Raw genomic sequence first — 21088 nt, 5'->3', positions numbered from 1 at the left:
ACCAGCATGAAGTCAGGAAACGGGCGCCGAGGAGCGGCGACAGCACGCGGCCGCGTGGCCGTCATGGGTGCCGCGCTCGGCGCTCTGGTCGGCCTCTCCGCCGGGTTCGCGCCGCTCGCCTCGGCCGCCGACGCCAAGTCGCAGCAGTGGTACCTGTCCGACATGCGCGCCGAGCAGATGTGGAAGGTCGCCGACGGCAAGGGCGTCAAGGTCGCGGTGATCGACTCCGGCGTCAACTCCGGCACCCCCTCGCTCAAGGGCCAGGTCCTCACGGGCGAGGTCTCCGGCGCCGCCGGCTACCACGCGACGCGGGACTACGACGGCCACGGCACGACGATCGCCGAGATGATCGCCGGCACCGGCAAGGCTGGCGGGATCCAGGGCATCGCCCCGGGAGCGAAGATCCTTCCGTACCGGATCGTGCTCAAGCAGCAGAAGGACGAGACGGAACGCAAGCGGACGGCGTCGCCGGACAAGGCCGTACGCGCTGCCGCCGACAGCGATGCCCAGATCATCAACATGTCGTTCGGCGCGGACTACGTCGACCCGGACCTCAAGGCCGCGATCAAGTACGCCCAGTCGAAGGGCAAGCTGCTTTTCGCCTCCGTCGGCAACGAGGCGAAGAAGAAGAACTTCATCGGCTACCCGGCCGCCTATCCGGGTGTCGTCGGTGTCGCCGCACTCGACAAGTCGGGCCGGGTCGGCGAGTTCTCCGAACACGGCGACTACGTGGATCTGTCGGCCCCCGGCCTCGACCTGCCCTACTGGTGCGACAGTTCCTTCACGTCGTACTGCACGAAGGGCGAAGGGACGTCCTTCTCCTCCGCCTACGCCGCCGCCTCCGCCGCCCTCGTCTGGTCCGCGCACCCCGACTGGACGGCGAACCAGGTCCTGCGCGTCCTGCTCGACACGGCAGCCCGCGACTGGCCCAAGAACACCCCCAGCAACTACCTGGGCTACGGCGTGGTCCGCGCCTCGCAGAACCTCCTCGACGGCAAGGGAAGCCCGGGCCCGGCGGACGTCGACCCGATCACCCACGAAAAGACGCCCACCGCGAACACCCCCCAGAACAAGACCCCTTCCGCTTCTGCATCAGGCTCGTCACAAGCCCCGAAGAGCTCTTCTGGCGGCGCGACTTCGGCGGCAGGATCGGACGTGAACTCATCAAGTGACGGTGGCACGCTGTGGATCGTGCTCGGCGTCGTGGCGGCCGTCGTCGTCATCGGGGGCGGTGGGTTCGCGGTGCTGAGGGCACGACGCAACTGAAGACTTTCAACCGTGGATCGCCGCGACTTTCGAACGGGCCACGGGGGAATGGTTCGGGCCGAACCAGGCCATGAACCAAAGCAATGGCAATTAGTGGCAGGCCAAGGGAAGGAAGTCCAGCATGGCTGGCGAGCAGCGGCTTGAAGATGCAGCAGTAGTCGCACTGCAGCGGCAGATGTCGGAGAAGTACGAGGCCATCGGCAAGCGTGCCCACCGTCTGCAGGGTGTCATCGACAGCCTTGAGGGCCAGTGGCAGGGCATCGGTCGCAGCGCGTTCGACAAGAAGCAGGGCGAGATCAACGAGTCCCTCAAGGTCATCGGCACGATCCTCGCCGATGTCATCGAGGCGATGACCAAGACGCGCAACCTCAAGGACACCAAGGAAGACGAGGTGCGCGCCAACATGAACAAGATCAACCTGCATGACGGTGACGCGTCCGGCTCCTACGAGGCGCCGAAGACCTCGCCGTTCCACGGCATGTGAGCAAGACGGACTCGGAACAGCGCACACCCAGTTCGGCATCAGTGAGACGAGGTAGGTAGACATGGCGGGGAACAACGCGGACGGCCTGACAGTCAAGTACGACGGTCTGGACCAGGCGGCCACCACGATCGGCAACGAGGCCAAGGCCCTGGAGGCCGACCTGGCCGAGCTGAAGCAGATGGTCGTCAAGAGCCAGCAGTACTGGGCCGGTGAGGCGCAGGGCAGCTTCGGCCAGAAGCTCGCCAAGTGGGACAAGGAAGCCGGCGACATCCACGCCGCCCTGGCCGGCATCGGTCACGTCGTCAGCACCTCCGGCGGCGAGTACATGGCGGGCGACAAGAAGGCCGCCAGCTACTTCCAGTAAGAAGTCCCGCGAAAGAAGCGGACAGGGTGGGCGCGGGCGGGAGGCGCCCACCCTTTTCTTGTTCAGCCTCCTTCTTTGTTCACCCCACGACGTTCACACCACGACGGCGTATCGGCCGCGAGCCTGCGGAAAGGCACAGATTCAATGGCATTCGGACCGCCGCCGTCCCCCTTCACCCAGTCGCAGCAGGCCGCGTCGGAGGCCCGGCGACGCCGCAGCCGTACGACGGTGTACGGGCTGGTGCTGCTCCTGGTGGTCGCCCTGGGCACAGGGGCCTGGTTCGCGTGGCCCGACTCCGCGGGCGGGCGTACGGACGCCACCGAGATGAAGTCGGCCGAGCAGCCGCCCGACGCCGTCCGGGAGACAGTCGAGCAGCCGCCGAAGGGAACCGTGCGCGCCGGTCACCTGGTCGCCGACATGCGCACCAACACGGTCCCGAAGGGTAAGAAGGAGGCCACGCCCGGCCTGTGGGTGACTAAGAAGACCCTGGTCAAAGGCAAGGGCAACACTCTGTTCGGGATCAAGGTGAACGATCCGACGGGCAAGAGCGAGGTGCGCTGGAACCGGCCCTTTCCGGGCGCTCTGTGCGGAGACACCCCTGATGTGACCGTGGACGGGCGTACGGCGATCCTGTTCAAGAACCCCCAGCACGACAACGCCTGCGATCAACTGGCCATGGTGGACCTCGACTCCGGCGAGCAACTGTGGCACGCCGATGTGCCGCGCAAGAAGAACCCCTTCACCGACAGCACGACGCTGGTGATGACACGCGGCGTGGTGGTCACCAACTGGCAGGTGGGCGCGGCCGGCTTCGACATGCGCACAGGAAAGAAGCTGTGGCAGCTCGATCGTACGAAAGAGTGCACGATCGGCGGGTTCGCCGGCGGCAAGGCGCTGACCGTCCGGTACGACTGTGATTCACCGCGCGCGGACGGCCGGATCCTCTTCCGGGTCGCGGGCCTCGGCCCTCGCACGGGGCGGACTGCCTGGACGTACAAGGTCGCGCCGGGGGTGGATCTCGTCAACATCGTGTCCAGCGCCCCGCCTGTCCTCGCCGTCGGCGCGGGCGAGGCATCCGTCACCGACCTGATCTCCCTCGACTCGCACGGCAAGTACCGGGCGACCCTACGGCTCGAGGGCGGGCACTACGAGGTCAAGTGCAGCGCCGACTTCGTGGACCGATGCTCGCAAGTGGTGGTCGATGAGGACAAGGCGTTCATCACCAGCGGCGAGGACATGGACGAGGCGCTCGACAACCAGACGAACTGGATCGTCGCCTTCGACCTGAAAACCGGTGCCACGGGCCTGAAGTTCGACGCGGGCGAGGACCAGACGCTCAATCCCCTGCGCATGAGCGGTGACCGTCTGCTCGCTCTGAGGTCGGGCACGGACGATTTCGCTCCGCGATCCCTGGTGAGCCTGGACACCACGACCGGCAAGCAGCGGACGTACTACTACTTCACCACGCCGGACGACGCCACAGGCTTCACCTACGGCGGAGAGATATCGCAGGTCCAGGTCGAGAACGGCCGTCTCTTCTTCGGCGTCTCATCGATCCGGGGGGAGGCCGAGGGGCATGGGGCCCCGGTCCCCGTACGCATGGCCTTCGGCGTGGGCTCGACGTCCTGACCGGTGAGTAGAGGCGGGGTCGCGGGGGCCACACCGGCCCGCAACGGCCCCGCCCCGCAGGGGACGCCCGCTACTCGTCCCCGCCAGGAACCGGCTCCAGATCGAACTCCCCGTCCCGCGCCCCGAGCACGAACGCCGTCCACTCCGCCTCGGTGTACCTGAGCACCGTCTCCGGATCGAGCGACGACCGCATCGCCACCGCCCCGCCCGGCAGATGCGCGATCTCGACGCGCTCCTCGTGCTGCTCCGTCCCCGGCGCGCTCTGCCACTCCACGCCGGAGATGTCGAGCGCGTACAGCTCCTCCTTCTCGCGCTCCTTGCGGGCCTCGATCTCCTCGGGGGTCTCGGACTGCCGAGCCTCCCGCGCGGTGTGCTGCTCCTGTGCCTCCGCCATGGCGAACGGCCCCTTCCCGGACGTACGAACTGCGATGCCGGTCACCCTACTTGCCGAGGCCCCGCCGCCTCAGGCCCGCCGGAAGATATGCCCCCGGAGAGGGACACCGCCCGGTCGGGCACGCGGAAGGGCCGCGCCCACCCACCCGGCACGGCCCTCACCCCGTACGGGGGCGTGTGGGGTGCGACGCCGCACGGCACCGCACCCCACACGCCCCCGTAAAACCCGCCCCCTCAGTCCTCCAACCCCACCTGGACCAACGGCTTTCCGCGCTTGCGGGAGACGAAGATGCCCCGGCCCGCCGGCATCGGACGCGGCCGGACCCCGCCGAGCAGGTCGCCCTCCGCCGGATCACCCGCGAGCACGACACCCTGCGCGCCCAGCTCCTTGATGCGCTGCATGAAGCCCTCGTAACCCGCACGCCCCGCGCCCGCCGTGGAGCGCGCGATGATGAAGCGGACGCCCACATCGCGCGCGAAGGGCAGCAGTTCGGTCAGGCCGGCCAGCGGGTTGCCGCTCGACGTGGACACGAGGTCGTAGTCGTCGATGATCACGTACACCGTAGGGCCCCGCCACCAACTGCGGTCCCGCAACTGCTGCGCCGTCACGTCCGCCGTCGGCGTCCGGCGCTGCATCAGGTCGGCCAGGGCGTCCATGTGGTGCCCCATCTGGTTCGACATGGGGATGTACTCGGCCAGGTGCGACGGCGGAGTCACATCGAGCAGCGAACGCCGGTTGTCGACGACGAACAGCTTGCAGACATCGCCGCTGTAGCGCTGCGTGAGCTGCCGGATGATCAGCTTGAGCAGGTTCGACTTACCGGACTCGCTCTCGCCGAAGATCAGGAAGAACGGGTCCTGGTCGAAGTCGACGAAGACCGGCGCCAGGTTGTCCTCGTCCATGGCGAACGAGATCCCGCGCTCCGGGAACCGGTCCCCGCGCGGCAGCTCCCGCGCCGCGAACTCGCGCGGCAGCAGCCGCACCGGCGGCGCGCCCGGCGCCGTCCAGTGCCGCGAGACCTCCGTGGAGAGGGCCGCCGTCGCGTCCGCGAGGTCCGTGTCGGAGGACAGGCCGTCGATGCGCGGCACCGCCGCCATGAAGTGCTGCTTCTGCGGGGTCTGGCCGCGACCGGGCACCCCCGTCGGCACGTTCGCCGCGACCTTCCGGTCGAACTCGGAGTCCATCGTGTCGCCGAGCCGCAGCTCCAGGCGGTTCATGAGGTGGTCCTTCATGTTCGCCCGGACCTCCATGGACCGCGACGCCGTGAGGATCACATGGATGCCGTAGCCGAGACCGCGCGCGGCCATGTCCAGGACCACCGGCTCCAACGCCTCGTAGTCCGTACGGAAGTTGCCCCAGCCGTCGATGACCAGGAACACGTCACCCCAGGGCTGGTCCGCCACCGAGATGTCACCCCGCGCGCGCCGCGCCCGGAAGTCGGCGATGGACGCGATGCCCGCCGTACGGAAGTACTCCTCGCGGCGCGTCAGGACGCCGTACACCTCGGCCGCCGTACGCCGGACCTTCTCCGGGTCCAGACGCGAGGCGACTCCGCCGACGTGCGGCAGCCCGTCGACCGCCGCCAGACCGCCGCCACCGAAGTCGAGGCCGTAGAACTGCACTTCCTGCGGTGTGTGCGTGAGCGCGAACGACGCGATGATCGAGCGCAGCAGCGTCGACTTGCCGGACTGCGGACCGCCGAGGATCTGCATGTGGCCTGCCGCGCCGCCGAAGTCGATCCACAGCGGGTCGCGCCGCTGCTCGTACGGCTTGTCGACGAGGCCCACGGGCACCACCAGGCGCCCCGCGCCCTCGTACCCGGGCTGGGTCAGGCCACGGCCCGGCACGGGCGCGAGACCGGGCAGCAGCGAGTCGAGCGACGGCGGGCTGTCCAGCGGCGGCAGCCACACCTGGTGCGCCGCCGGGCCCTGCGCCTCCAGGCGCCGCACGATCACGTCGAGCACGGTGTCCGCGAGCGCGTCGTCCTTCTCGTCGCTCCGCGGCGCCTCCTCCTCGCGCTGCTGCGGCACGGGCGCGTACTGCACCGGCACCTCGGCAGCGGTGAACAGCACCGGCCGCCGGTCCACGGGCAGCGGCCCGCCCGGTGTCGCCACGCGCGCGGGGCCCGTGCGGTACACACCGGAGACGTACGCCGCCTTGAAGCGGACCATCTCGTCGGTGCCGTACTTCAGGAAGCCCGAACCCGGCACGTTCGGCAGCTCGTACGCGTCCGGGACACCCAGCGCGGCACGCGACTCGGCCGCCGAGAACGTCCGCAGACCGACCCGGTACGACAGATACGTCTCCAGGCCGCGCAGCCGGCCTTCCTCCAGGCGCTGCGAGGCGAGCAGCAGATGCACGCCCAGCGATCGGCCGATGCGGCCGATCTGGACGAACATCTCGATGAAGTCCGGCTTCGCGGTGAGCAGTTCGGAGAACTCGTCGATCACGAGGACGAGCGAGGGGATCGGCTGGAGCGGCGCTCCGGCGGCGCGGGCCTTCTCGTAGTCGTGGATGTTCGCGTAGTTGCCCGCGTCGCGCAGCATCTCCTGGCGGCGGTTCAGCTCGCCGCGGATGGAGTCGCCCATGCGGTCCACGAGGGTCAGGTCGTCCGCGAGGTTGGTGATGACGGCCGCGACGTGCGGCATCTGCGCCATGCCCGCGAACGTGGCGCCGCCCTTGAAGTCGGCGAGCACGAAGTTCAGCGTCTCGGAGGAGTGCGTCACCGCGAGGCCGAGCACGAGCGTGCGCAGCAGCTCCGACTTGCCGGAGCCGGTCGCGCCGACGCACAGGCCGTGCGGGCCCATGCCCTCCTGGGCCGCTTCTTTCAGGTCGAGCATCACGGGCCGGCCGTCGTCGCCGACACCGATGGGCACGCGCAGCCGCTCCGCCTGCGAACGCGGGCGCCAGGTGCGCTTGGTGTCGACGGTCGCCGGGTCGCCCAGGTTCATCAGGTCGGTGAACTCCAGGTTGGCCAGCAGCGGTTCGTCGTCGCTGTCGCCGCCGCTCGCCATGCGCAGCGGGGCGAGCTGGCGGGCGAGGGCGTCGGCGGCCTCGTAGGACAACACGTCGGGCGTGCCCTCGTAGACCATGCCGTGCGCCGACTCCAGGCGCAGCACCTTCGGCTGGACGACGACCGACAGGTCACCGCGCCCGGCCGCGAGGTCGCCGGGGACGACCTCCAGGACCGTCACGCCTTGCAGGCCCTCGGGGCTGGCCAGCAGGGACGTGGGCGGCAGGGAGACCCCGTCCAGGACGACGACCAGGTGCGGCTGTTCGGGCACGGGCGCGCCGCCGGGGTGGAAGCGCGGGCGGCCCTCCAGGCGGGCGGCGAGCAGGTCCTCCAGCTCCACGGGGTTCGTCGTGATCAGGCGGCGGCTGCCCGCGCCGTCCGTCGCGCCCTGCGCCTGCGTGTGAGGCAGCCACTTGCACCACTCCCACTCGGCGGCGCTGGAGCGGCCGGCGGCGACGGCGACGACCAGGTCCTCGGGGGAGTGCAGGGAGGCCAGCGAGGCCACCAGCGCGCGTGCGGAGCCGCGTACGGTCGCCGGTTCGCCGCTGACGGACACGTGGTAGAAGGCGCGCAGGGAGACCGCCATGGGCAGCTCCTCCAGCGTGCTGTGCGTCGCAAGGAAGCGCTGCATGGCGCCTGCGGTCAGCGGCTCGAGCTCGTCGACCGGGGCCGTCTGCGGCGGCACCAGGGGAGTGGCGAGCCCCTGCGGGCCGAGCCCGACACGGACCTGCCCGAAGTCCTCGTCACCGGTGCGCCGCTCCCACACCCGGCTGCCCTCGGCGACCAGCGCCCACAGTTGCTCGGGCGAAGGGTGCAGGTAGTACTGCGCGTCGCGCTGCTTCTTCGCGGTGCTCAGCGCCTCGCGCCGCGTCTGCGAGAGATAGCGCAGATAGTCGCGGCGCATGTCGGCCATCTGCCCCTGGTTGCCCCGGCGGTAGCGGACCAGCATGGCGATGCCCATGGCGATCGTGGACGCCACCATGACCATGCCCATGATCTTCATGAAGGGCTGGGCCTGCGGGTTGAAGAAGAAGACCACCGATCCGCCCATGCCGAGCATGGGCAGGATCTGCATCAGGGCGCCCTCCTGCTGCCCGCGCGGAAGCTCCGGCGGAGGCTGCAGCACCACCTCTTCCGTGGGCACCTCGGACGGCAGTGCCCGAGGTGGGCGCTTGACGACGATGTGGCTCACTTGGCACCAATTCCCTTGCCGGACCGAGGTTTTCCCGTCCGCCGCCCCGTGTCAGGCGGACGTCGATCGCGGTACGCGATCCTACTGACACCCACTGACAACAGCGGGCGGTAGGGTGCCGGAGGTACGCGTGAGCAGTTGCGAATCCGCCCGGGAAAACCGGGCAATCCGTACGGTTCGGAACGCGCACGCCACCCGGGACGCGGGGTCGGGCGGCGCAGGTGACGGACCCGGCGGGACGCGCGGCGCAACGTGCACAGGATCTTCACCGACAACAAGGGGGAACAGCAGGTGAGCATGACGGCTTCCGCGCCGGCCGGCCGGGCCGGCGGATCGGGCACCCAGGCCCCCGCCGGAGCGGGCTCGGGACTCGGCTTCTGCCGGGTCACCATCGTCGCGCCCGACAGCCGCATCGACGTGGCCCTGCCCGACGACGTACCCGTCGCCGACCTCTACCCGGAGATCCTGCGGCTCTCCCAGCAGAGCCCGGGCGAGGGCGCCCCCGTCGGCTACCACCTCGTACGCCGCGACGGCACGGTCCTCGACAGCGCCCGCTCGTTCACCGCGCAGCGCATCCTCGACGGCGAACTGCTCACGCTGCGCCCCTTCGCCGAGTCGCTGCCGCCGGCCGTCTTCGACGACGTCTCCGAGGCGGTCGCCTCCGCCGTCACCAAGGACCGCACCCTGTGGAGCGGCGACCTCACGCGCGCGGCCGGCCTGGTCGCGGGCGGCATCCTGCCCGCGCTCATCGCCTTCGTCGCGTGGAACTCGCAGGTCACCACCCCGACGATCCGCCACGACATGCACAGCCTCCAGGGCGTCCTCGCCGCCGTCGCGGGCGTCCTCCTCGTCACCCTCGCGTGCGTGCGCGCCCGCGTGTACGACGACCGAGGCTCCGCCGTCGCCCTCGGCCTCGGCGCCCTGCCGAACGTCGCGGTGGCCGGCTCCGGGCTGCTGCCGCTGTCCGAGGGGCAGGGCATCGGGCGGCTCCAGTTCCTGCTCGCCTGCGCGGCCGTCCTGGTCGCCTCCGTGGTGCTGACGCTCGTCTCACCGGGCGGCGACGGGCCCTTCGTGGCGTTCGTCTTCGCCTCGCTCATCGGGCTGCTCACCACGTTCGTCGCCACCCTCACGGACCTCGCGCCCATCGAGACGGCCGCCGTGTGCGCCCCGCTCGCGGTGTGCGCGCTCGCGTTCCTGCCCGGCCTGTCGATGCGCTTCGCCCGTCTTCCCATCGGCTTCGAACCGCCCAACCCCGCGCGCGCGGGGTACGACACCACGTCCGAGCCCGCCGACCCGCACGAGGCCGTCGACGCCGAGCGCATCGCCGCCCAGGCCCGCCGCGGCCACGAACTGCTCGTCGGGCTCGTCGGCGGCTGCGCGCTGCTCTCCGTCGGCGCCTCCATCGTCCTCGGCTTCTCCAGCAACGTATGGGCGCAGCTCCTCGCGCTCGCCACCGGCGTCGCCCTGCTGATGCGCGCCCATCTGTTCCGCTACACCGCGCAGGTCGGCGCCACCCTCGCGGCCGGCCTCGCCGCGCTCGTCTTCCTCTGCCTCGGGCTCGCCCTGCACCCGCCGGTGGACTACGTCAAGGACGCGATGCGCCAGGACACCGCCGCGCTCGACATCCGCAGCGTGTGGATCATCGCGGCGATCGGCGCCGCCGCCGCCCTCGTCACCGCGATCGGCCTGATCACCCCGCGCCGCGGCGTCACGCCCTTCTGGGGCCGCTTCCTGGAGATCGCCGAGACGTTCGTCCTGCTCACCCTGATCCCGCTGGCCCTCGCGGTGTTCGACGTGTACGCGTCGGCGCGGGCCATGACAAGCTAGGCGGAGCCTCCCCTCCGGCCCCGTCCGCGCGGCCGGCCACGGGCCCCGGGAGCCCGGTCGGGGGCGCACCCGGCGGCTGGTACGCTGGGTGACGGCCGTTTGTGTACGCGCCCCCGGCATGCCGAAAGCTCCTGGGGACGGCGCCCAGCGAGCCCGGCCTCCCGAGTTTCGGAAGCTCTCCTGAGATGTAGACCAGGGGCACTCGGCGGCCATGAGGAACCTCAAGAGGAGTACCGCGTGTCTCTCGACGCCGCTACGAAGAAGCAGATCATGTCGGAGTTTGCGACCAAGGAGGGCGACACCGGTTCCCCCGAGGTCCAGGTCGCGCTGCTCTCGCGCCGCATCTCGGACCTGACCGAGCACCTCAAGACGCACAAGCACGACCACCACTCGCGTCGTGGTCTGCTCATCCTGGTCGGCCAGCGTCGCCGCCTTCTGCAGTACCTGGCCAAGAAGGACATCGCGCGCTTCCGCGTCCTGGTCGAGCGCCTCGGCATCCGCCGCGGTGCGGCCGGCGCCCGCTAAGACGCCATGAAGGGAGCGGTTCCCGCCAGGGGGCCGCTCCCTTTGCCGTACGTGCGTTCAGCCGCCGTACGGTGCGCATTGTCACAGACGCTTTGTAGTCTGGTGATGTACGACAGAGACGAGGAGCGCACCAGCGCCGCCGCCGGTCCTCGGTAGTGGCCCCCGGAGACGTCAACGGATCCCCGGGTGCTTCGATCGAAGACCGGCCCGCAACACGGCGCGCTTCTCCACCGTCCCCCTGCCACACGGGCAGAGCGGGACAAAAGACGAATACAGACGAAAGCAACGGAGAAAACACTAGTGGAGAACGAGACCCACTACGCCGAGGCCGTCATCGACAACGGCTCCTTCGGCACCCGCACCATCCGCTTCGAGACGGGCCGCCTGGCCCGTCAGGCCGCCGGCTCCGCCGTCGCCTACCTCGACGACGACACCATGGTGCTCTCGGCCACCTCGGCCTCGAAGACCCCCAAGGACCAGCTCGACTTCTTCCCCCTCACGGTGGACGTCGAGGAGCGGATGTACGCCGCCGGCAAGATCCCCGGCAGCTTCTTCCGCCGTGAGGGCCGGCCCTCCGAGGACGCCGTCCTCACCTGCCGCCTCATCGACCGCCCGCTGCGCCCGTCCTTCAAGAAGGGCCTGCGCAACGAGATCCAGGTCGTCGCCACGGTCATGGCGCTCAACCCCGACCACCTGTACGACGTCGTGGCGATCAACGCCGCGTCCGCGTCGACGCAGCTCGCCGGCCTGCCCTTCTCCGGCCCGATCGGCGGCGTCCGCGTCGCTCTGATCAACGGCCAGTGGGTCGCCTTCCCGACGCACACCGAGCTCGAGGACGCCGTCTTCGACATGGTCGTCGCCGGTCGCGTCCTCGAGGACGGCGACGTGGCGATCATGATGGTCGAGGCCGAGGCCACCGAGAAGACCATCCAGCTCGTCAAGGGCGGCGCCGAGGCGCCGACCGAGGAGGTCGTCGCCGCCGGTCTCGAGGCCGCCAAGCCCTTCATCAAGGTGCTGTGCAAGGCCCAGGCCGACCTCGCCGCCAAGGCCGCGAAGCCGACCGGTGAGTTCCCGATCTTCCTCGACTTCCAGGACGACGTCCTGGAGGCCCTGACGGCCGCCGTCAAGCCCGAGCTCGCCGCCGCCCTCACCATCGCGGGCAAGCAGGAGCGCGAGGCCGAGCTGGACCGCGTCAAGGGTCTCGCCGCCGAGAAGCTCCTGCCGGAGTTCGAGGGCCGCGAGAAGGAGATCTCCGCCGCGTACCGCGCGCTGACCAAGTCCCTGGTGCGCGAGCGCGTCATCAAGGAGAGGAAGCGCATCGACGGCCGCGGTGTCACCGACATCCGCACGCTGGCCGCCGAGGTCGAGGCCATCCCGCGCGTGCACGGCTCCGCCCTGTTCGAGCGCGGCGAGACCCAGATCCTGGGCGTCACCACGCTGAACATGCTCCGCATGGAGCAGCAGCTCGACACCCTCTCCCCGGTGACGCGCAAGCGCTACATGCACAACTACAACTTCCCGCCGTACTCCGTCGGTGAGACGGGCCGCGTGGGCTCCCCCAAGCGCCGCGAGATCGGCCACGGCGCGCTCGCCGAGCGCGCGATCGTGCCGGTCCTGCCGACGCGCGAGGAGTTCCCGTACGCGATCCGCCAGGTCTCCGAGGCGCTGGGCTCCAACGGCTCGACGTCCATGGGCTCGGTCTGCGCCTCCACCATGTCCCTGCTGAACGCCGGTGTGCCGCTCAAGGCCCCCGTCGCCGGCATCGCCATGGGCCTGATCTCCCAGGAGATCAACGGGGAGACGCACTACGTCGCCCTCACCGACATCCTCGGTGCCGAGGACGCCTTCGGCGACATGGACTTCAAGGTCGCCGGCACCAAGGACTTCGTGACGGCCCTCCAGCTCGACACGAAGCTGGACGGCATCCCGGCCTCCGTCCTGGCCGCCGCCCTCAAGCAGGCCCGCGACGCCCGCCTCCACATCCTCGACGTGATGATGGAAGCGATCGACGTCCCGGACGAGATGTCCCCGAACGCGCCGCGGATCATCACGGTCAAGATCCCGGTCGACAAGATCGGTGAGGTCATCGGCCCCAAGGGCAAGATGATCAACCAGATCCAGGAGGACACCGGCGCCGACATCACGATCGAGGACGACGGCACCATCTACATCGGTGCCGCCGACGGCCCGGCCGCCGAGGCCGCCCGCGCCACGATCAACGGCATCGCCAACCCGACCATGCCGGAGGTCGGCGAGCGCTACCTGGGCACCGTCGTGAAGACGACGACGTTCGGCGCGTTCGTCTCGCTGCTCCCGGGCAAGGACGGTCTGCTGCACATCTCGCAGATCCGCAAGCTCGCCGGCGGCAAGCGCGTGGAGAACGTCGAGGACGTCCTCGGTGTGGGCCAGAAGGTCCAGGTCGAGATCGCCGAGATCGACTCCCGCGGCAAGCTCTCCCTGATCCCCGTGGTCGAGGGCGAGGACGGCGACGAGGACCAGAAGGACGACGCCGACAAGTGACGTCCCGTAGCACCAAGGCGACGGCCCGCACCTCTTCGGAGGGGCGGGCCGTCGCCCGTACCCAAACCCTGATCACGGGCATGAACGGCATCGGAACCGTCCGCAGGACCACGCTCCCCAGCGGCCTGCGCATCGTCACCGAGACCCTGCCCTCCGTCCGCTCGGCGACCTTCGGCATCTGGGCCCACGTCGGCTCGCGCGACGAGACGCTTACGCTGAACGGCGCCACCCACTACCTCGAACACCTCCTCTTCAAGGGCACCGCCAAGCGCAGCGCCCTCGACATCTCCGCCGCCGTCGACGCGGTGGGCGGCGAGATGAACGCGTTCACGGCGAAGGAGTACACGTGCTACTACGCGCGCGTGCTCGACACCGATCTGCCGCTCGCCATAGACGTCGTCTGCGACATGCTGACCGGCTCCCTCATCGAGGCCGCCGACGTCGACGCGGAGCGCGGCGTCATCCTCGAAGAGATCGCGATGACCGAGGACGACCCGGGCGACTGCGTGCACGACCTGTTCGCGCACACCATGCTCGGCGACACCCCGCTGGGCCGCCCGGTCCTCGGCACGGTCGACACGATCAACGCGCTCACCCGCGACCAGATCGCCCGCTTCTACAAGCGGCACTACGACCCCCGCCACCTCGTCGTCGCCGCCGCGGGCAACATCGACCACAACAAGGTCGTACGCCAGGTCCGCGCCGCGTTCGACAAGGCGGGCGCGCTCGCCGTCGCCCCGGCCGAGCCCATCGGCCCGCGCCAGGGCAGCAAGACGCTGCGCGCCGCCGGCCGCATGGAGGTCGTCGGGCGCAAGACCGAGCAGGCCCACGTCATCCTCGGCATGCCGGGCCTGGCCCGCACCGACGACCGCCGCTGGGCCATGGGCGTGCTCAACACGGCGCTCGGCGGCGGCATGTCCTCGCGCCTGTTCCAGGAGGTGCGCGAGAAGCGCGGACTGGCCTACAGCGTGTACTCGTACACCTCGGCCTTCGCCGACTGCGGCCTGTTCGGCGTCTACGCGGGCTGCCGCCCGAACCAGGTGCGGGACGTCCTGAAGATCTGCCGCGACGAGCTGGAGCAGGTCGCCGAGCACGGGCTCACCGACGACGAGATCAGCCGCGCGGTCGGCCAGCTCAAGGGCTCCACGGTCCTCGGCCTGGAGGACACCGGCGCGCTGATGAACCGTATCGGCAAGAGCGAGCTGTGCTGGGGCGAGCAGATGTCCGTCGACGACATGCTGGAGCGGATCGGCGAAGTGACCCCGGACGAGGTGCGCGCGGTGGCACGCGACATCCTGGGGCAGCGTCCGTCGCTTTCGGTCATCGGCCCGCTGAAGGACAAGCAGGCCGCCCGCCTGCACGAAGCGGTCGCCTGACCGTCCGCCTGGAAGGAACTGGGAGAACATGAGCAAGCTGCGCGTGGCGGTCCTCGGAGCCAAGGGCCGCATCGGCTCCGAGGCCGTACGGGCCGTCGAGGCCGCCGAGGACATGGAACTGGTCGCGGCCCTCGGCCGGGGCGACGACCTGGAGACCCTCGTCTCCAGCGGCGCCCAGGTCGCGGTCGAACTGACCACGCCCGACTCGGTGATGGAGAACCTGGAGTTCTGCACCGGCCACGGCATCCACGCCGTCGTCGGCACGACCGGCTGGACCGACGAGCGCCTCGCGCGGCTGCACACCTGGCTCGACGCCTCCCCGTCCACCGGAGTGCTCATCGCGCCGAACTTCTCCATCGGCGCGGTGCTCACCATGAAGTTCGCCGAGGTGGCCGCCCCGTACTTCGAATCCGTCGAGGTCATCGAGCTGCACCACCCGAAGAAGGTCGACGCCCCCTCGGGCACGGCCGCCCGCACCGCCCAGTTGATCGCCGCGGCCCGCGCCAAGGCCGGCAGCCCCGCCATGCCCGACGCGACCGCCACGGCCCTCGACGGGGCGCGCGGCGCCGCCGTGGACGGCGTCCCGGTCCACTCCGTGCGGCTGCGCGGCCTCCTGGCGCACCAGGAGGTGCTGCTGGGCGGCGAGGGCGAGACGCTGACGCTGCGCCACGACTCGCTGCACCACAGCAGCTTCATGCCGGGCATCCTGCTCGGCGCCCGCAAGGTCGTCACCACCCCTGGCCTGACCTTCGGCCTGGAACACTTCCTCGACCTGAACGGCTGAACAGCGGCGATGCGCGCGAAAATCACGTACGCGGTCACGGCCGCCGTCCTGGTCGTCTACTTCGTCCTGGCCGGCGACCGGGGCGTCATGCTGCTCCAGCAGGGCACGGCGCTCACCATCACCTTCGGCATCGCGGTCCTGGTGATGCCGCTGATCGGCGTGTGGTTCCTGTGGGCGAACACCCAGTTCGTCCGCAAGGCCAACCGGCTGGCCGAACTGCTGGAGGCCGAGGGCGGCCTGCCCGTCGACGAACTGCGGCGCGACACCTACGGCCGTATCGACCGGGACTCCGCCGACGAGGTCTTCGCCCGCCGCAAGGCCGAGACGGAGGACGCGCCGGGCGACTGGCGCTGCTGGTTCCGGCTCGCGGTCGCCTACCGGGACGCCCGCGACACACCACGCGCGCGTAAGGCGATGCAGCGCGCCATCGCCCTCCAGGAGGGCCGCTCGGCGGGCCTGTGACGGCAGACGGCATACGAGAGGGGCCGCGTCACCCATCGGGTGAACGCGGCCCCTCTCGTATGCCGTCGTCGCGCGCGCTCACGACCGCGCGCGGTACTCCTCGGACCACACCTCGACACTGTCGGCAGCGCGGTCGAACGCCGCGCCCCGGCCGAGGAAGTCACTGTTGTGGCTGGTCAGCAACGCCGTCTGCTCACCAGCACGGTCCCGCCGTACGAGGACGAGAGCCTGCCCCTGCACGGTGCGGGGCAGCCCCAGCCAGCGCACGGGCTGCTGCACGGTGCGCGCCGAGACGACCTGGGCCCACGGCACGGTCCGCGTCCGCAGGAACCCGACGTGACGCAGGCCGCGGGCGCTCACCCAGACGCCCATCCGCAGGACGCGCAGCGCCGCCGCGATGATCAGCACGGCGAGCGCGCCGCACAGGCTCGCGGCGGACGGATCGCCGGCCACTGCGATGATCACGGAGGCGAACAGCACGTACGACGCGAGGAGCAGCAGCAGTGCCGCCGCCCCCACCCGGTAGGGGCCGGGGCGGTAGGGCCGCCGCCACTGGTCACGGTCGTCGAAGGGCAGCGGGGTGTCCGCGGCCTCGTCGAAAGCCCGGTCGGCCGTCAGGAAGGGCAGGGGCACGTGGTCCTCACTCGGTCCATGCGGGATGGGGGTGGTGCCCGGTGAGGCTACCCACGCCCGGAGCGCCCTTCCACTCCAGGGGTCCGTACGGGGCCAGGTCAGCGGCCGTCGGAGGCTTCGGACTGCTGCACGTGGTGCGTCGACTGGTCCGGCGACAGTGCCGGGACGCCCAGCAGCAGGGACCCCACGAGGCCGCCGACGACGGTCAGGCCGACGAGGGCGCGGTTGAGGATCTGGCCCGCGGAGGGACGCTCGCGCGCGGGCGGTGTGACGTTACTGCGGAACTTGTCGGCTTCGGCGATGAAGGCGAACGGTACGGGCTCGCGCCGACGAAACATGGGCGGTGCTTCTCCTCAAGAGGTTCGAAGGAAGTGTGTTCATCTACACAGACGCTCGATCACCCTGAAAGGTGCCCACTTTCGCCAAATTCAATGAAGTTCGCTGCGGATCGGCGCGGATAGCTGTGGATCCGGGCGGATCGCAGGGGATCGGCGCGGATCGTCGTGACAAGCGAGCGAATGCCCTGTTGTCAGTGGTGGCCCGTAGAGTGGGCGCCGCCCGAGCGAAGTGATGGGAAGGACCCTCTAGCCGTGACCGATACCCCTGTCGAAGACCTCAAGCCGACCTTCCGCGGTGATGTCACCGTAGAGCTGGTCAAGCACACCGCGAGCGACGCGGACGTGCTGTTCGCGGCTCGTGTGTCGACCGCGGGCGAGCAGTCCATCGACGAGCTGTCGAAGGACCCCGCGCGCTCCAAGGGGCTGATCAACTACCTGATGCGCGACCGGCACGGCAGCCCCTTCGAGCACAACTCGATGACGTTCCTCATCAGCGCGCCCATCTTCGTCTTCCGTGAGTTCATGCGCCACCGCGTGGGCTGGTCGTACAACGAGGAATCGGGCCGCTACCGGGAGCTCCAGCCGGTCTTCTACGTGCCTGACGCCGACCGCAAGCTGGTCCAGCAGGGCCGCCCGGGCAAGTACGAGTTCGTCGAGGGCACCCAGGCGCAGCAGGAGCTGACGGCCCGGGTCATGGAGGACTCCTACCGCCAGGCGTACGAGTCGTACCAGGAGATGCTGGCGGCGGGCGTCGCGCGCGAGGTGGCCCGCGCGGTCCTCCCGGTCGGCCTCTTCTCCTCGATGTACGCCACGTGCAACGCGCGCTCGCTGATGCACTTCCTCGGCCTGCGCACCCAGCACGAGCTGGCCAAGGTGCCGTCCTTCCCGCAGCGCGAGATCGAGATGGTCGGCGAGCGGATGGAGGCCCGCTGGGCCGAGCTGATGCCGCTGACCTACGAGGCGTTCAACGCGAACGGACGCGTGGCGCCGTAGTACCGACGTGCCCGGGGGAGCGGTGTGCGGGGCCCGAACCGGGGCCTCGGTGGCTGGGCAAGGGCACAGATGTGCGGATCAACCGTCCGAAGTGTCCGTATTGCGGCATTTCGTAAAGTTCATCTAGCCTGATCAAACGGACCCGGCACTGCTTGAACCCCCGAGCAGGCAGTGCCGGGCTCCACCTTTGTTGTGACTTGTCGCGTCCCCCGAGGGGGGACCCGGTACTGAGCAGCGAGTAGCGTGTTACCCATGGCTCCGACCTCGACTCCGCAGACCCCCTTCGGGAGGGTCCTCACCGCCATGGTCACGCCCTTCTCGGCGGACGGCGCACTCGACCTCGACGGCGCGCAGCGGCTCGCCGCCCATCTGGTGGACGCAGGCAACGACGGCCTGGTCGTCAACGGCACCACGGGCGAGTCCCCGACCACCAGCGACGCGGAGAAAGCGGATCTCGTACGAGCGGTCGTGGAGGCGGTCGGCGACCGCGCCCATGTCGTCGCCGGCGTCGGCACCAACGACACCCGCCACAGCATCGAGCTGGCGCGTGAGGCCCAGCAGGCCGGCGCCCACGGCCTGCTCACGGTGACCCCGTACTACAACAAGCCGCCGCAGGAGGGTCTGCTGCGGCACTTCACCGCGATCGCCGACGCGACGGACCTGCCGGTGATGCTCTACGACATCCCGGGCCGCAGCGGCGTACCGATCAACACGGACACGATCGTCCGGCTCGCCGAGCACCCCCGCATCGTCGCCAACAAGGACGCCAAGGGTGATCTCGGCCGCGCCTCCTGGGCCATCGCCCGTTCGGGTCTGGCCTGGTACTCCGGCGACGACATGCTGAACCTGCCGCTGCTGTCGGTCGGCGCGTGCGGCTTCGTGTCGGTCGTCGGCCATGTCGTCGCCCCGGAACTGCGCGCCATGCTCGACGCGTACGCGTCCGGTGACGTACACAAGGCGACAGAGATCCACCAGAAGCTGCTTCCGGTGTTCACCGGCATGTTCCGCACCCAGGGCGTCATCACGACGAAGGCCGCCCTCGGGCTCCAGGGTCTCCCGGCCGGTCCGCTGCGGCTGCCCCTCGTCGACCTGACCGCCGACGAGACGGCCCAGCTCAAGATCGATCTTGCCGCCGGCGGGGTACAGCTCTGACAACAGACTTGGCAAAGCTCCACAACTGAACAGCTCCACAACTGAACAGCACGATCCGAAACACCCAGACAACTGCTACTGCACGAACGTCATGCGCGCCACGTGCCGACAGGTACGTGGCGTGCGTGGTGAGGAGAGTCTTTTGAGTCATCCGCATCCTGAACTGGGCGCCCCGCCGAAGCTTCCGAAGGGCGGCCTGCGCGTCACCCCGCTCGGCGGCCTCGGTGAGATCGGGCGCAACATGACCGTCTTCGAGTACGACGGCCGCCTGCTGATCGTCGACTGCGGAGTGCTTTTCCCCGAGGAGGAGCAGCCCGGAATCGACCTGATCCTGCCGGACTTCTCGTCCATCAGGGACCGCCTCGACGACATCGAGGGCATCGTCCTGACGCACGGGCACGAGGACCACATCGGTGGCGTCCCCTACCTGCTGCGCGAGAAGCCGGACATCCCGCTCATCGGCTCGAAGCTGACCCTCGCGCTGATCGAGGCGAAGCTCCAGGAGCACCGCATCCGGCCGTACACGCTGGAGGTCTCCGAGGGCGAGCGCGAGCGGCTCGGCCCGTTCGACTGCGAGTTCGTCGCGGTCAACCACTCGATCCCGGACGCGCTGGCCGTCGCCATCCGCACCCCGGCCGGCATGGTCGTCCACACCGGCGACTTCAAGATGGACCAGCTCCCGCTGGACCGCCGCCTGACCGACCTGCCGACGTTCGCGCGGCTCGGCGAGGAGGGCATCGACCTCCTGCTGAGCGACTCGACGAACGCCGAGGTCCCGGGCTTCGTCCCGCCCGAGCGTGACATCTCGAACGTGATCCGCGGCGTCTTCGCGAGCGCCCGCAAGCGCATCATCGTCGCCTCGTTCGCCAGCCATGTGCACCGCATCCAGCAGATCCTGGACGCCGCGCACGAGTACGGCCGCCGGGTCGCGTTCGTCGGCCGTTCGATGGTCCGCAACATGGGCATCGCCCGTGACCTCGGCTATCTGAAGGTGCCGGCCGGACTCGTCGTCGACGTCAAGGCGCTCGACGACCTGCCGGACGACGAGGTCGTCCTCGTCTGCACGGGTTCGCAGGGCGAGCCGATGGCGGCCCTGTCCCGGATGGCCAACCGCGACCACCAGATCCGGATCGTCTCCGGCGACACGGTGATCCTCGCGTCCTCGCTCATCCCGGGCAACGAGAACGCGGTCTACCGCGTGATCAACGGCCTGACCCGCTGGGGCGCCCACGTCGTCCACAAGGGCAACGCCAAGGTCCATGTCTCGGGCCACGCGTCCGCGGGCGAGCTGCTGTACTTCTACAACATCTGCAAGCCCAAGAACCTGATGCCGGTGCACGGCGAGTGGCGCCACCTGCGCGCCAACGCCGAGCTGGGCGCCCTGACCGGCGTCCCGCACGACCGCATCGTCATCGCGGAGGACGGCGTCGTCGTCGACCTCGTCGGCGGCAAGGCCAGAATCGTCGGCAAGGTCCAGGCGGGCTATGTCTACGTGGACGGCCTCTCCGTCGGTGACGTGGGCGAGCCGGCCCTGAAGGACCGCAAGATCCTCGGTGACGAGGGCATCATCTCGGTCTTCGTGGTCATGGACTCCAGCACCGGCAAGATCACCGGCGGCCCGCACGTGCAGGCGCGCGGCTCCGGCATCGAGGACTCCGCGTTCAACGCGGTGCTCCCGAAGGTCGTCGAGGTCCTGGAGCGCTCGGCCCAGGACGGCGTCGTCGAACCCCACCAGATGCAGCAGCTCATCCGCCGCACGCTGGGCAAGTGGGTCTCCGACACCTACCGCCGCCGGCCGATGATCCTGCCCGTCGTGGTCGAGGTCTGACCCTCCGTCCGGCAGCGCTCCTGGAGCGGGGCACCTCGATTTGCATCGGGGCGCCCCGCTCCAGTACGTTTACGGCTCCGCTCAAGGGGGCAACCGCAGCGCTCACGCGCTCGAACCTCGCTCCTGACGGGGCGGAAATTCCGACTCAGAATCTCTGATAAAGTCGGTCCAGCCGAAAGGCAAAGGCCCTCCAACGGCCACCGGAAATGAAATCCGAACCGGAAACGGAACGGAAAACGGATCTGGTAAGGTTGGAAACGCAAGACCGAAGGGAAGCGCCCGGAGGAAAGCCCGAGAGGGTGAGTACA

Annotated in this window: 17 protein-coding genes; 13 read left to right on the top strand and 4 right to left on the bottom strand. The window is 69.8% G+C overall.

Annotated features, from left to right (window positions below; all coding sequences use genetic code 11):
• The first annotated feature begins 6 nt into the window (after window positions 1-6).
• The 4 genes from ACZ7LY_RS31100 to ACZ7LY_RS31085 all read left to right on the top strand — a co-directional run bounded on the left by ACZ7LY_RS31100 (window position 7) and on the right by ACZ7LY_RS31085 (window position 3743).
• Window positions 7-1266: a S8 family serine peptidase gene (locus tag ACZ7LY_RS31100; protein WP_471628087.1), complete on the top strand. Its 1260-nt coding sequence runs from the start codon at window positions 7-9 to the stop codon at window positions 1264-1266.
• A 121-nt stretch (window positions 1267-1387) separates the two neighbouring features.
• A complete protein-coding gene (locus ACZ7LY_RS31095) occupies window positions 1388-1750 on the top strand; it encodes a WXG100 family type VII secretion target (RefSeq protein WP_471628086.1) in 363 nt (120 codons plus the stop codon).
• Between the two features lie 61 nt (window positions 1751-1811).
• A complete protein-coding gene (locus ACZ7LY_RS31090; RefSeq protein WP_471628085.1) occupies window positions 1812-2114 on the top strand; it encodes a WXG100 family type VII secretion target in 303 nt (100 codons plus the stop codon).
• A gap of 144 nt (window positions 2115-2258) precedes the next feature.
• Window positions 2259-3743: an outer membrane protein assembly factor BamB family protein gene (locus ACZ7LY_RS31085; RefSeq protein ID WP_471628084.1), complete on the top strand. Its 1485-nt coding sequence runs from the start codon at window positions 2259-2261 to the stop codon at window positions 3741-3743.
• Window positions 3744-3813: 70 nt separating this feature from the next.
• Here the strand turns inward: ACZ7LY_RS31085 and ACZ7LY_RS31080 are convergent, their stop codons facing one another.
• Window positions 3814-4137 carry a DUF397 domain-containing protein gene (locus ACZ7LY_RS31080; protein ID WP_471628083.1) on the bottom strand — a complete coding sequence of 108 codons (324 nt, stop codon included), beginning with the start codon at window positions 4135-4137 and terminating at the stop codon, window positions 3814-3816.
• A 233-nt stretch (window positions 4138-4370) separates the two neighbouring features.
• A complete protein-coding gene (gene eccCa / locus ACZ7LY_RS31075; protein ID WP_471628082.1) occupies window positions 4371-8342 on the bottom strand; it encodes a type VII secretion protein EccCa in 3972 nt (1323 codons plus the stop codon).
• A 297-nt stretch (window positions 8343-8639) separates the two neighbouring features.
• Between eccCa and eccD the strand changes: the two genes are divergently transcribed.
• The 6 genes from eccD to ACZ7LY_RS31045 all read left to right on the top strand — a co-directional run bounded on the left by eccD (window position 8640) and on the right by ACZ7LY_RS31045 (window position 15836).
• Window positions 8640-10169, top strand: a complete 1530-nt coding sequence (gene eccD, locus ACZ7LY_RS31070) for a type VII secretion integral membrane protein EccD (protein ID WP_471628081.1) — start codon at window positions 8640-8642, stop codon at window positions 10167-10169.
• Between the two features lie 237 nt (window positions 10170-10406).
• Entirely contained in the window at window positions 10407-10694 is a 288-nt protein-coding gene (gene rpsO, locus ACZ7LY_RS31065; RefSeq protein WP_471628080.1) for a 30S ribosomal protein S15, read from the top strand.
• Window positions 10695-10994: 300 nt separating this feature from the next.
• Window positions 10995-13214 (top strand): polyribonucleotide nucleotidyltransferase, encoded by a 2220-nt coding sequence (locus tag ACZ7LY_RS31060; RefSeq protein ID WP_471628079.1) that lies wholly within the window; start codon window positions 10995-10997, stop codon window positions 13212-13214.
• Window positions 13211-14590: a M16 family metallopeptidase gene (locus ACZ7LY_RS31055; protein ID WP_471628078.1), complete on the top strand. Its 1380-nt coding sequence runs from the start codon at window positions 13211-13213 to the stop codon at window positions 14588-14590. The genes ACZ7LY_RS31060 and ACZ7LY_RS31055 overlap by 4 nt, the downstream gene beginning before the upstream one ends.
• A gap of 28 nt (window positions 14591-14618) precedes the next feature.
• Window positions 14619-15374: a 4-hydroxy-tetrahydrodipicolinate reductase gene (gene dapB / locus ACZ7LY_RS31050; protein WP_471628077.1), complete on the top strand. Its 756-nt coding sequence runs from the start codon at window positions 14619-14621 to the stop codon at window positions 15372-15374.
• A gap of 9 nt (window positions 15375-15383) precedes the next feature.
• Window positions 15384-15836 (top strand): hypothetical protein, encoded by a 453-nt coding sequence (locus ACZ7LY_RS31045; RefSeq protein WP_471628076.1) that lies wholly within the window; start codon window positions 15384-15386, stop codon window positions 15834-15836.
• A 78-nt stretch (window positions 15837-15914) separates the two neighbouring features.
• Here the strand turns inward: ACZ7LY_RS31045 and ACZ7LY_RS31040 are convergent, their stop codons facing one another.
• Entirely contained in the window at window positions 15915-16469 is a 555-nt protein-coding gene (locus tag ACZ7LY_RS31040; RefSeq protein ID WP_471628075.1) for a PH domain-containing protein, read from the bottom strand.
• A 98-nt stretch (window positions 16470-16567) separates the two neighbouring features.
• Window positions 16568-16807, bottom strand: coding sequence for a hypothetical protein (locus ACZ7LY_RS31035; protein ID WP_471628074.1), 240 nt, complete (start codon window positions 16805-16807; stop codon window positions 16568-16570).
• Between the two features lie 252 nt (window positions 16808-17059).
• Between ACZ7LY_RS31035 and thyX the strand changes: the two genes are divergently transcribed.
• The 3 genes from thyX (at window position 17060) to ACZ7LY_RS31020 (ending at window position 20780) form a co-directional block, all read left to right on the top strand.
• Window positions 17060-17800 (top strand): FAD-dependent thymidylate synthase, encoded by a 741-nt coding sequence (gene thyX, locus ACZ7LY_RS31030; RefSeq protein WP_471628073.1) that lies wholly within the window; start codon window positions 17060-17062, stop codon window positions 17798-17800.
• 252 nt (window positions 17801-18052) lie between these two features.
• Window positions 18053-18952 carry a 4-hydroxy-tetrahydrodipicolinate synthase gene (gene dapA / locus ACZ7LY_RS31025; RefSeq protein ID WP_471628072.1) on the top strand — a complete coding sequence of 300 codons (900 nt, stop codon included), beginning with the start codon at window positions 18053-18055 and terminating at the stop codon, window positions 18950-18952.
• A gap of 142 nt (window positions 18953-19094) precedes the next feature.
• A complete protein-coding gene (locus ACZ7LY_RS31020; protein WP_471628071.1) occupies window positions 19095-20780 on the top strand; it encodes a ribonuclease J in 1686 nt (561 codons plus the stop codon).
• Window positions 20781-21088 lie beyond the last annotated feature (308 nt).

The sequence above is a fragment of the Streptomyces sp. NPDC107550 genome, from assembly GCF_055639095.1.
This window is presented reverse-complemented; position numbering and strand designations above follow the sequence as displayed.